The sequence below is a fragment of the Streptomyces sp. NPDC085937 genome, assembly GCF_044540535.1.
In the GTDB taxonomy this organism is placed as follows: Bacteria; Actinomycetota; Actinomycetes; order Streptomycetales; family Streptomycetaceae; genus Streptomyces.
The window spans coordinates 114,954-125,183 of the sequence record NZ_JBITSH010000010.1 but is presented as its reverse complement, the minus strand read 5'-3'; the positions used below and the strand labels follow the sequence as shown (position 1 = coordinate 125,183).

Annotated in this window: 12 protein-coding genes; 5 read left to right on the top strand and 7 right to left on the bottom strand. The window is 72.5% G+C overall.

The features are described 5' to 3' along the window. Positions 1 to 7: 7 nt before the first annotated feature. Together ACIF8S_RS21680 and ACIF8S_RS21675 are read left to right on the top strand one after the other, a co-directional pair. Positions 8 to 922 (top strand): DMT family transporter, encoded by a 915-nt coding sequence (locus ACIF8S_RS21680; RefSeq protein ID WP_400000959.1) that lies wholly within the window; start codon positions 8 to 10, stop codon positions 920 to 922. 38 nt (positions 923 to 960) lie between these two features. Continuing rightward, positions 961 to 1,779: a polysaccharide deacetylase family protein gene (locus ACIF8S_RS21675; RefSeq protein ID WP_400000957.1), complete on the top strand. Its 819-nt coding sequence runs from the start codon at positions 961 to 963 to the stop codon at positions 1,777 to 1,779. A gap of 59 nt (positions 1,780 to 1,838) precedes the next feature. On the opposite strand, the gene ACIF8S_RS21670 is transcribed toward ACIF8S_RS21675, so the two are convergent. The 3 genes from ACIF8S_RS21670 to wrbA form a co-directional block, all read right to left on the bottom strand. Next, the gene (locus ACIF8S_RS21670; protein WP_400000955.1) at positions 1,839 to 2,267 is read right to left on the bottom strand and encodes an OsmC family protein; all 429 of its coding nucleotides are present in this window, start codon (positions 2,265 to 2,267) and stop codon (positions 1,839 to 1,841) included. 41 nt (positions 2,268 to 2,308) lie between these two features. Continuing rightward, positions 2,309 to 2,929, bottom strand: coding sequence for a TetR/AcrR family transcriptional regulator (locus ACIF8S_RS21665; protein WP_400000953.1), 621 nt, complete (start codon positions 2,927 to 2,929; stop codon positions 2,309 to 2,311). 63 nt (positions 2,930 to 2,992) lie between these two features. Beyond that, positions 2,993 to 3,622: an NAD(P)H:quinone oxidoreductase gene (gene wrbA / locus ACIF8S_RS21660; protein ID WP_400000952.1), complete on the bottom strand. Its 630-nt coding sequence runs from the start codon at positions 3,620 to 3,622 to the stop codon at positions 2,993 to 2,995. Between the two features lie 227 nt (positions 3,623 to 3,849). On the opposite strand from wrbA, the gene ACIF8S_RS21655 reads away from it, so the two are divergent. The 3 genes from ACIF8S_RS21655 to ACIF8S_RS21645 all read left to right on the top strand — a co-directional run bounded on the left by ACIF8S_RS21655 (position 3,850) and on the right by ACIF8S_RS21645 (position 5,456). Further along, positions 3,850 to 4,563, top strand: coding sequence for an SDR family NAD(P)-dependent oxidoreductase (locus ACIF8S_RS21655; protein WP_400000951.1), 714 nt, complete (start codon positions 3,850 to 3,852; stop codon positions 4,561 to 4,563). 154 nt (positions 4,564 to 4,717) lie between these two features. Further along, entirely contained in the window at positions 4,718 to 5,080 is a 363-nt protein-coding gene (locus ACIF8S_RS21650) for an SgcJ/EcaC family oxidoreductase (protein WP_024887710.1), read from the top strand. Positions 5,081 to 5,153: 73 nt separating this feature from the next. Continuing rightward, positions 5,154 to 5,456, top strand: coding sequence for a muconolactone Delta-isomerase family protein (locus ACIF8S_RS21645; RefSeq protein WP_024887711.1), 303 nt, complete (start codon positions 5,154 to 5,156; stop codon positions 5,454 to 5,456). A 39-nt stretch (positions 5,457 to 5,495) separates the two neighbouring features. On the opposite strand, the gene ACIF8S_RS21640 is transcribed toward ACIF8S_RS21645, so the two are convergent. From ACIF8S_RS21640 to ACIF8S_RS21625, 4 genes are all read right to left on the bottom strand, one after another. Beyond that, complete coding sequence (locus tag ACIF8S_RS21640; RefSeq protein ID WP_400000948.1) at positions 5,496 to 6,917, bottom strand: glucoamylase family protein; 1,422 nt, start codon at positions 6,915 to 6,917, stop codon at positions 5,496 to 5,498. 193 nt (positions 6,918 to 7,110) lie between these two features. Beyond that, positions 7,111 to 8,313, bottom strand: a complete 1,203-nt coding sequence (locus ACIF8S_RS21635; RefSeq protein WP_400000947.1) for a glycoside hydrolase family 1 protein — start codon at positions 8,311 to 8,313, stop codon at positions 7,111 to 7,113. A gap of 58 nt (positions 8,314 to 8,371) precedes the next feature. After that, entirely contained in the window at positions 8,372 to 9,256 is an 885-nt protein-coding gene (locus ACIF8S_RS21630; protein WP_400000944.1) for a carbohydrate ABC transporter permease, read from the bottom strand. Beyond that, positions 9,253 to 10,230: a carbohydrate ABC transporter permease gene (locus ACIF8S_RS21625; RefSeq protein WP_400000942.1), complete on the bottom strand. Its 978-nt coding sequence runs from the start codon at positions 10,228 to 10,230 to the stop codon at positions 9,253 to 9,255. The genes ACIF8S_RS21630 and ACIF8S_RS21625 overlap by 4 nt, the downstream gene beginning before the upstream one ends.

Sequence of the window (10,230 nt, the reverse complement as noted above, 5' to 3'; positions counted from 1 at the left end):
GCCCGGCGTGCTCACGGTCGTCCTGGCTCTCCTCGCGGCGCTGGCGAACGCCGCGGCCTCCGTGCTGCAGCGGCGGGCCGCGGCGGACGAGCCGGAGGGGGGCGCGGGGCTGCGGCAGGCCGTGCGCTGGCTGGTCCACGTGCTGCGGCGGCCGCACTGGGTGGTGGGCGCGGGGATGCTCGCCCTGTCCACGGTGCTGCAGGCGGCGGCTCTCGGCGTGGGCAGTCTGGCGCTGGTGCAGCCGCTGATGGCCGCCGAGCTGCTGTTCACCCTGGCGGTGGGGAGTCTGGTCTTCCACCGTCGCCCCGACCTGAGAACCTGGCTGGCGTTCGTCGCGCTGGCGTTGGGCCTGTCCCTGTTCCTGACCGCGGCGGCGCCCACGTCCGGCCGGTCCTCGTCCGTACCGGGGCACTGGTGGCCCGTCGGGGCGGCCCTGCTGGCCGCTGTGGTGCTGCTGGTGGCGGTGTCCCGGGGCGTGCGGGGCGCGCCGCGCGCCGCTCTGCTGGGCCTGGCGTCCGCGGTGTCGTTCTCCGCGACCGCCGCGCTGCTCAAGGACGTCACCGGTCTGATCCCGGACGGGCCGCGCGCCGTCCTGACGACGTGGCCGCTGTACGCCACCGCCGTGGTGGGGGTGATCGCGTTCCTGCTGTTGCAGGCCGCGTTCCGGGCGGGGACGCTGGCGGCGTCCCAGCCGGCCCTGACCCTCGGGGACGCGCTGACCAGCGTGGCACTGGGCTGGGCCCTGTTCGGGGAGCAGATCACGCTCGGCGCGCGGGTGGCGCCGGAGGTGATCGGCATCGCGCTCATGGGCGCGGGCAGCGTCGGCCTGGCGCGCGCTCCCTCGGTCGGCGGCGGCTGGGACGGGGCGAGGGCACGGGACGGCCCTGACTCCGAGGCGCGCGATGCGTCCCACCCACCGTGAGCGGCGCGGAAGCCGCCGCACGACCAGGAGGCACTGCGATGTCCGGTCCTCTCCCCCCGTCCGCCGGGCGGCGGGCCGCGGCCGTCGGGCTTCCCCTGGCCGCCCTCGCCGCGGCGCACATCGGTCCGGCCGTCACCTGGCTGCCCGCCGTACGCCGGCGCCTGTTCCCCGGCCTGGCCGGGACCGGCCACCCCCGCCACGTCGCCCTGACCTTCGACGACGGGCCCGATCCCGTGTCCACGCCCCGCTTCCTCGACGCGCTGGACGCCGTCGGGGTGCGAGCGACCTTCTTCGTGCTGGGCGACGCGGTCGTACGCCATCCGGCGGTGGTGCGGGAGACCGTGCGCCGGGGGCACGAGGTGGCCGTGCACGGCTGGAGCCACGACCGTCCGTGGCTGCCCACCCCGGCGGGTGACGTCCTGGCGCTGTGCCGGGCGGCGGACGCCGTACGGGACGTCACGGGGAGCGATCCGCGGTGGTACCGGCCGCCGTACGGGATCCTGACCTCCGGCCGCTGGGCCGCCGCCCGTGCGGCGGAGCTGCGGCCGGTCCTGTGGAGCGCCTGGGGCCGGGACTGGACGGCGCGGGCCACCCCCGCCTCGGTGCGCCGGACGGTGGAGGCCGATGTTCACGGCGGCGGCACCGTCCTGCTGCACGACACCGACCGGATGGCGGCGCCGGGCTGCTGGCGGGCCGCGCTGGGCGCGCTGCCCGGGCTGGTGGCCGGCTGGCGCGCCGCCGGCCTGACCGTGGGGACGCTGTCCGAGCACGGCACGGCGGCGGTGCGCGCCACGGTCCCCGGGGCGGCGAGCGTGGCGGCCGGCGCGCGGAGCTCTCCGGCAACCGGGTGTCCGTAGGGGGCGCACGGGCAGTCGTCCGCCGCCGGGGGCCGCGCCGCCCCCGGCGGCCCGACGGGTCAGCTCTCCTTGACCTCCGTGGCGACGGGGGTGCCGAGCTCGACGGTGCGGCTGACCGTGCACAGGCGGTCGTGGGACGTCTTCACGGCGCGAGGGAGGATCGCGCGGGCGCGGTCCGCGCCCTCCTCGTCCGGGAAGGCGACGCTGAAGGTGACCCGCAGGTTCGTCATGCGGTTGCCCTGGTCGTCGCTGATCTTGTCGCCGGTCACCGCGACGGAGAACTCGGCGGGCTCGGCGTGCCGGCTGGTGGCGACGTCGACGTCGGCCGCCGAGCAGCCCCCGATGGCGGCGAGCAGCAGTTCGACCGGGGTGAACTCGGCGCCCCCGTCGGTGCTGAACGTGATCGTCCCGCCCCTCGGGTTGGTGGCGACGTAGTGACCGCTGCTCGTCCGCTCGACGACGACGGACCGCTGGGAATCTTGGCTCATGCGTCGACAGTAGTGCGCCGGGTGACGGGGCCGCCGACCGCTCAGGCGGTCACCGGGCCCGTCTCGGGGAGCCTGGCTCCCAGCAGGGCCAGGCAGTTCTGCCACAGCGCCTCGAGCGGGGCGGTGTCGTTGTACAGCTTCGCGAACAGCACCTGCCCCTCCAGCTGCGCCACCACGGAGCGGGCGGCGGCGCGGGGGTCGGCCACCGCGGCGTCGCCACGCTCGCGTGCCTCGGCGATGACCTCCTCGACCATGTCGACCTGGGCGTCGAAGATCTGCTGCAGCCGCTCCCGGATCGCTTCGGTCTGGTTGCTCATCTCGAGGGTGAGGTTGCCGAACATGCAGCCGGAGACCGTCCCGCAGTCGGCCTGGCCCGCGCGCTGAGCCGCCTCGGTCCGCTCGAAGAGCGCGCGGAGCCGGAGCAGGGGCTCCTGGTCGCTCTCCAGTGCGCTCGCCCAGTCACGCCGCTGGGCGGACCAGTGCTCGTCCAGCACGGCCAGCGCGAGGGCCTCCTTGGACTCGAAGAAGTAGTAGAAACTCCCCTTCGGAACCCCTGCCGCCTTGCAGATCTCGGCCACGCCCAGAGCCGAATAGCCGCGCACTTCGATCAGAGACTGGGCAGCGGTGAGGATCTTGTTCCTGGCGTCGCTCGTTCGTCCCATGATGGAAGTATACGACCATTCGACTAGTGGACGTGGTGAGAAGGGCCACCGCTCTCAGGGGCGTCAGGCCGCGACGCCGAGACCCTCGGCCGCCTTCAGCCGTCGGGCGATGCCGACGACGCGTTCCGCCTGATGGCGTGCGGCGGCACGGGTCGCCTCGCCGACAGGGCGGGTGCCCTGTCCGTCGACGTGGGAGGTGCCGTACGGATTGCCGTCCACGAACTTCACCGGGTCGGTGAAGCCGGGGGCGACGACGAGGCCTCCGAAGTGGTGGACGGAGGTGTAGAGCGCCTGCAGCGTCGTCTCCTGGCCGGCGTGCTCGGTGGCGGAGGAGGTGAAGCCGCTGTAGACCTTGTCGGCCAGCTTGCCCTGCGCCCACAGGCCCCCGAGGGTGTCCATGAACTGCTTGAGCTGGGCGGACAGATTGCCGAACCGGGTCGGCGTACCGAACAGCACGACGTCGGCCCACTCGATGTCGTCCACGGACGCCTCGGGTATGCCGGACGTGGCGGCACGGTGGGCGGCCCACGCCGGGTTCGACCGGATGGCCTCCCAGGGGGCCAGCTCCGGGGCCTTGGCGAGACGCACCTCGGCGCCGGCCTTGACGGCGGCGTCCCTGAGCTCCTCGGCGATCTCGGCGACGGTGCCGGTGGAGGAGTAGTACACGATGGCGACGTTCACTGATGCGGACATGGCGGGTGAGCTCCGTTTCGGGAAGGGCGGCCGGCTCTGCGGAAGAACTAGCCGACCGGTCAACTGCCTCGAAGGTAGACGACCGGTCTACCACCGTCAATTCGGGAGCGTGTCGGTCACCTCACATCGCCACCGACCTCGGTCGATTGCTTGCACTAGACCGGTCGTCTACCATGGTGCGCAGCCGGTCCGTCGACCGTCACCCCCTCTCGCCAAGGAACGACCACATGAGCACTCAGGGACAGAAGGTCGCCGTCATCACCGGCGCGTCGCAAGGCATCGGCGCCGAGCTGGTCGGCGCCTACCGCGCACTCGGTCACGCCGTCGTCGCCACGTCGCGCACGATCGGCGCCTCGCGGGACCCCGGCGTGATCACCGTTCAGGGGGACATCGCCGAGCGCGCGACCGCCGAACGGGTCGTCGCCGCCGGCCTGGAGCGGTTCGGGCGGATCGACACACTCGTCAACAACGCGGGGGTGTTCGTCTCCAAGCCGTTCACCGAGTTCACCCAGGACGACTTCGACACGGTGATGGGCGTGAACGTCGCCGGCTTCTTCCACATGACCCGTCTCGTCGTCCCCCGGATGCTGGAGCAGGGCGGCGGCCACGTCGTCCAGATCACGACCAGCCTCGTGGACCACCCCCGCGCCGCGGTCCCCTCCGTCCTGGCGTCCCTGTCCAAGGGCGGGCTTCAGGCCGCCACAAAGGCCCTGGCCATCGAGTACGCCTCCCGGGGCATCCGTTCCAACGCGGTCTCCCTGGGCACCATCGCGACGCCGATGCACGCGGAGGACCAGCACGAGGAACTCGCCGCCCTGCACCCCGTGGGGCGCATGGGCCGGGCTCGCGACATCGCCGACGCCGTCGTCTACCTGGAGAACGCGCCCTTCGTCACCGGCGCGGTACTCCATGTGGACGGCGGACAGGCCGCCGGTGGCTGAACCGGACCCCGGCCTCCGCCCGGGCACACCCGCCCGGCCGCTCCGGCCCGCGCCGGCGTCCGCCCCGATGGCGGAGGGACGCGCGTGGCCGGGACGGGAACACACCTCGAGCGCCGGCGGCATCGCGCCCGGCGCACACCCAAGGAGCACGGCCATGACCGACCCCATGCACGACGTCCTCGACCGCTGGAAGGCCGCCTTCGACTCCCACCGGCCGGACACGATGGCGGAACTGTTCACCCCCGACGCCCTGTTCCAGGGGTTCGGCCCCGAGGTGGTCGCCGGCCGCGACGCGGTACGGGCGTACTACGAGGCGGTGGCCGAGGACCGGCGCGCCGACGTCACGGTCCTGCACACCTACACGATCGGTGAGCGGGTCGCCGGCGGCTTCGCGGACGTCACCTTCAGCGCGCCGTCGGGGTGGGAGGCGAAGGTCCACCTGTCGCTGGTCCTGCGGCATGACGACGGCTGGAGGATCCGCCAGTACCACGTCTCCCGGATCGCCGCCGGCGACTGAGACGGCAACGGGGCGTACATCGCACGGGCACCCGGACAGGTCCGGGGCCCTCGTCACAGGATCGGAGAACGACATGCGGGAGTTTCTCGTGGAGCTCACCACCACCGTCCCCGAGGGCACGGACCCGGCCGAGGTGGACCGGGTCCGTGCGCGGGAGGCGGTACGCGCCCGTGAGCTCACGGCCACCGGGAACCTGGCGCGGCTGTGGCGACCCGTCGGGGAGAAGCGCAGCATCGGCCTGTGGCGTGCCGCCGACGAGGCGGCGCTGCGGGAGGAGGTGCTCGGCACGCTGCCCCTGTGGCCGTGGATGACCGCGGTCGTCACGGAGCTGGAGCCGCATCCCAACGACCCCGGTGGTGCCGGCACCTCCGCCTGACCCGAGCCCGCGGCCTTGTGCCCCTCCGGCGGGCGCGGCTCAGATGCTGAACCGCTCCTTCGCCAGCAGGGGGCGGACGCGGGAGCGGAAGCCGCCCGTGCCGAAGGGCCGTTGCAGCAGGCCGGGCCGCACCTGCTGGGCCAGGGCAGCGGCGACCATGCCCTGGTCGAGGGCGAGGACGTAGTCGCTCACCCGGCCGGTCGCGGTGTCGACCGAGTCACGGAAGCCGTAGCGGTCGTCGTACGCGCCGAAGTCCCGGTCCAGGGCGGTGAGGTTGGCGACGGCCGCGGCGGGCTCGTAGGGCAGGGCGAGGAAGGAGGCGTGCGGGGTGACCACGCCCTTCGAGGTGTAGCCCTCCTCCTGCATGCCGAGGGCGTCGACGCCGTACTCGCTGTAGCCGCCGTCGGGGATGTTGGCGGGCGAGAAGCCCCAGTAGCCGTAGCCGGCCTCCTTCAAGCCGTGGTCGATCTGGCCGCGCACATAGCGGTGGTGCGTGGTGCCCCAGGAGTGCGGGGACCACTCGGCCTCGGGCACGAACAGGGGCACCATCAGCGCCTCGAACATGGACCCGCCCCAGGTGGGGACGAGCTTCCGGCCGCGGTGGGTGTAGTGGCCCTGCCACACGCGGACGCCGTCGATCGTGACCCAGGCGCCCCCGGGTTCCTGCTCCTGCCCCATGCCGGGCAGAAGGGTGCGGAAGACGTGCCAGTAGTGCTCCGGCGGAAGGGAGCCGTCGGCGATGCCGAGGTAACTCGCCATGCGCGGCTCGGTGTTGAGGGCGCCGTAGTGGTGGCCGGTCGGCTCGCCCTTGCCGGGCTTGTCGGGCCAGTAGCCGCCGCGCAGCTGGCCGGGTCCCGCGACCGGGTCGGCGGGGTCGTAGGGCGTGTAGAAGTACGACCAGTCGGCGTCCTCCAGCAGGCGGGCGACGCGGGGGCGGAGTGACGGGTCGGCGTCGGCGGCGATCATCAGGCCGGTGACCAGCCAGGCGTTGTCGACGCTGGAGAGGAAGGGCCGCACCGGGTCGCCGGTCTCCGGCCAGGTCGTCAGCAGGGAACCGTCGTGCGCGTCGTACCAGTTGAGCCAGAAGCCGTGGGCGCGCTCCAGCCCTTCGACGGCGGTGAGGGTGCGGGTCAGGCGGCGGTGCAGGGTGTCGGAGTCGATGACGCCGAGTCCGGCGGCGGCGACGGTGGTCCACAGGCCGCAGCCGATGTTGGTGGGCGAGGTCTGCGCGGACGGGACGGGGGTGCCCGTCCCGCTGACGTCGATCTTGTCGGCGGTGAGACCGAAGTCGGTGGTCATCGCGTCGAGGGAGCGGTGGGTCGCCTCGAACCAGGTGCGGAACGGGGCGCGCCCGGTGCCGGCGCCGCCGGCTGCCGGGGCGGGGGCGGCGAGGGCCGTCGCGGAGGCCGCGGCGGCGAGGGTGGCGGTCGTGGCGGTGGTGAGGAACGTACGACGGTTCATGCGGCTCCAGCCTCCGGGGAAGGGCGGGGTGCGGCGGGCGGCGGAGCGCCGGCCGCGGGGCGTCGTGCGGTGCGTGTCGTGCGGTGCGTGTCGTGCGGTGCGTGTTGGGCGTTCGCGGGTGTGCGGGAGCCGGTGGGTGTCAGGGGCCCACCGGCTCCCGGGTCCGGGGCGGCGCGCCAGGGCGCCGGGGCGGTCAGCGCTCGGCGCGCGGGAGCTGCCGGGTGCGGCCCATCTCGCCGAGCCATACGGCGGAGGGCTTGGCGGTGCGCTCGAAAGTGACCGGGTCGACCGCGATCAGGCCGAAGGTCGGCGCGTAGGAGCCCCACTCGTAGTTGTCGAGGGCGCTCCAGGCCAGGTAGCCCTGGACGTCGACGCCGTCCTCGATGGCGGCGGTGACCGCCTCCAGGGCGCCGGTGTAGTAGTCGACGCGGCGGGTGTCGTCGGCGGTGGCGATGCCGTTCTCGGTGACGATCAGAGGCATGTCCGGGCCGGCGAGGTCGGCGGTGTGGCGCAGGGCGTGGCCGACGGCGGCCGGGTAGTACTCCCACTGGGTGAGGGTGCGCTCGGCGTCCTCGGGGGCGGGGATCGGACCGTCGGTGCCGATCTTGGTGCGGGTGTAGGACTGCACGCCGATCCAGTCGTCGCCGCGCGCGGCCTCGATGAAGACGTCCTCGCGGGGGTGCCGGTAGGCGGCGGTGACGTCCTCGGCGCCGGGAAGTGCCTGGTACACCTGGTTGGCGATCGTCCAGCCGACCCGGATGGCGGGGTCGATCGCGCGTACGGCCTTGACGGCGGCGTGGTGGGCGGCGATGACGGCGTGGGTGGTGTCCTCGTCGGGGGTGGGCAGTCCGGCGGGCGGGAAGCCCTGGTCGCCGGCCTTGGCCGCGCCCGCCATGACGGCGATCATGTTGGGCTCGTTGATGGTGCAGACGTGCCGGACTCCCTCGGAGACGATCGGCGCGCAGTGCTCGACGTAGCGGGCGAACAGCTCCGCCGCGCCGTCGGCGGTCCAGCCGCCGAGGTCCTCGAACCACTGCGGGACGGTGAAGTGGTGCAGGGTGACCATGGGTCGCAGGCCGCGCGCCAGGGCTCCCTCGACCATGCGGCGGTAGTGCGCGATCTCGGCGTGCGAGAACGTTCCGGGCACGGGCTCGATGCGGGCCCATTCGACGCTGAACCGGTAGTCGGTGAAGCCGAGTTCCGCGAGCAGGTCCATGTCCTGCTCCCAGCGGTGGTAGCTGTCGCAGGCGTCCAGGCTGGGTTCCGCGATGCCCGCCGCCGGGTCGTGTTCCTTCCGCCACCAGTCGCTGTTGACGTTGTTCCCCTCGATCTGGTGGGCGGCGGTGGACGCCCCCCACAGGAAACCGTCGGGGAAGGGCAGGGAGGTACGCGTCATCGTCCTTTTCTCTCTGGTGGGGGTGGGGCGGTCACCGGCGGAACGGGCCGGGGACGGGTCACTTGAGTCCGGCGGTCGCGATGCCCTGGGTGAAGTGGCGCTGGAGGACCACGAAGACCAGCAGGACCGGCAGCACGACGAGCAGCGAGCCCGCCATCAGCATGCCGTTGCCGCCGCCGACGGTCCGGTTGGGATCGTTGGCGAAGGTGGCCAGGGCGACCGGCAGGGTGTACTTGTCGGGGTCGTTGGTCGCGATGAGCGGCCAGACGAAGTTGTTCCAGGAGCCGAGGAAGGTGAAGATCGTGAGCGTCGCGAGGGCGGGCTTCACCAGCGGCATCACGATGCGCCAGAAGATGTACCACTCGCCGGCGCCGTCGATCCTGGCCGCCTCCAGCAGCTCGTCGGGGATGGACTGCATGAACTGGCGCATCAGGAACACGCCGAACGCCCCCGCCGCGAAGGGCAGCACCAGACCGGCGTAGGTGTCGATGAGACCGAACTTCGTCATCAGCACGTACAGCGGCAGGATCAGCAGGTTGCCGGGGACCATGAGCGCGGCCAGCACGACGCCGAAGATCTTGGACCGGCCGGTGAACTCCAGCTTGGCCAGCGCGTAGCCGAGCATGGAGCAGAACAGCAGGTTGCACAGGGTGACCAGCAAGGCGACGATCAGGCTGTTCAGGAAGTGTCGCGGCATGTCGAGCTGGTCGAGCAGGGCGCCGAAGTTGCTCAGCGTCCACTCGGAGGGGAGCCACACCGGCGGGCTCGCGGTGAGGTCCCGGCGGGTCTTGAAGGCGGACAGCGCCATCCACAGGAACGGCGCGGACATCACCAGCAGACCGAGCGAGGCGACGACGTACAGCAGGGGGGTGCGGACGCGGCTCCGTCCGCGGGGGCGGGGCTGTGCGGGCACCGGGCGCGGGGATGCCGTGGGGGCGCTCATCGGGTGTTGTCCTTCAGCAGTCGGAGCTGGAGCACCGTGATGCCCATGATGACCACGAACAGCACGTACGCCATGGCGCTCGCATAACCCATGTGGAAGAAGTTGAAGCCCTCGCGGTACATGTCCAGGGAGACGGTGAGCGTCGCGTCGGACGGGCCGCCCTGGGTCATCACGAACGGCTCCTCGAAGACGTTGAGGTAACCGATGGTCGTGATGACGGTGGCGTAGAGCATGGTGGGCCGCAGCAACGGCACGGTGATGCGGCGCAACTCCTGCCAGGCGCCGGCGCCGTCGAGCCGCGCCGCCTCCCGCACGTCGGCGGGGATGGCCTGGAGCCCGGCGATGAACAGCACCATGACGGTGCCGAGGTTGCGCCACACCGCCATGGCGATGAGCGAGGGCATGGCCCAGGTCTCGGAGCCGAGGAAGTCCGGCGCGGTCATGCCCAGTTCGGCGGCGAGGCCGGCGATCAGGCCGTCGGAGGGATCGAGGACGAACCGCCAGACGACGGCGACCGCGACGATGGCGGTGACCACCGGGGCGTAGAAGCCGACCCGGAAGAAGGTGCGGGCACGGTCGATGCCGTTGTTCAGCAGGACCGCGACGAGCAGTCCGAGCAGGATGGTCAGCGGCACGCCGACGACCACGAAGTACGCCGTGTTGAACAGGGCCTTCAGGAAACGGTCGTCCTCGAAGAGCTTGGTGTAGTTCTCCAGGCCGACGAACTCCGCCTCCAGGGGGTGGGTGACATGGCGGGCGCCGAAGTCGGTGAAGCTCATCAGGAGCGTGGCGACGATCGGGAACGCCATGAAGAGGGCGAACAGCACCAGGAACGGCGTGGAGAACAGCCAGCCGTAGAGGTTGTGCCGGCCGAGCGGGCGGCGCGGGCGCCGCCCCTCTCCCGGCGGCCCGTCCGGGCGGGTCCTGGTCACTGGGGCCGCGCGGTCGGCGGCCGCCTTGGTCAGCAGGGGCAT

Bases quoted from the DNA above. Each gene is read 5' to 3' on its own strand.
- ACIF8S_RS21675 (WP_400000957.1), top strand. From the start codon at position 961: ATGTCCGGTCCTCTCCCCCCGTCCGCCGGGCGGCGGGCCGCGGCCGTC.
- ACIF8S_RS21670 (WP_400000955.1), bottom strand. From the start codon at position 2,267: ATGAGCCAAGATTCCCAGCGGTCCGTCGTCGTCGAGCGGACGAGCAGC.
- ACIF8S_RS21665 (WP_400000953.1), bottom strand. From the start codon at position 2,929: ATGGGACGAACGAGCGACGCCAGGAACAAGATCCTCACCGCTGCCCAG.
- wrbA (WP_400000952.1), bottom strand. From the start codon at position 3,622: ATGTCCGCATCAGTGAACGTCGCCATCGTGTACTACTCCTCCACCGGC.
- ACIF8S_RS21655 (WP_400000951.1), top strand. From the start codon at position 3,850: ATGAGCACTCAGGGACAGAAGGTCGCCGTCATCACCGGCGCGTCGCAA.
- ACIF8S_RS21650 (WP_024887710.1), top strand. From the start codon at position 4,718: ATGACCGACCCCATGCACGACGTCCTCGACCGCTGGAAGGCCGCCTTC.
- ACIF8S_RS21645 (WP_024887711.1), top strand. From the start codon at position 5,154: ATGCGGGAGTTTCTCGTGGAGCTCACCACCACCGTCCCCGAGGGCACG.
- ACIF8S_RS21640 (WP_400000948.1), bottom strand. From the start codon at position 6,917: ATGAACCGTCGTACGTTCCTCACCACCGCCACGACCGCCACCCTCGCC.
- ACIF8S_RS21635 (WP_400000947.1), bottom strand. From the start codon at position 8,313: ATGACGCGTACCTCCCTGCCCTTCCCCGACGGTTTCCTGTGGGGGGCG.
- ACIF8S_RS21630 (WP_400000944.1), bottom strand. From the start codon at position 9,256: ATGAGCGCCCCCACGGCATCCCCGCGCCCGGTGCCCGCACAGCCCCGC.
- ACIF8S_RS21625 (WP_400000942.1), bottom strand. From the start codon at position 10,230: ATGCCCCTGCTGACCAAGGCGGCCGCCGACCGCGCGGCCCCAGTGACC.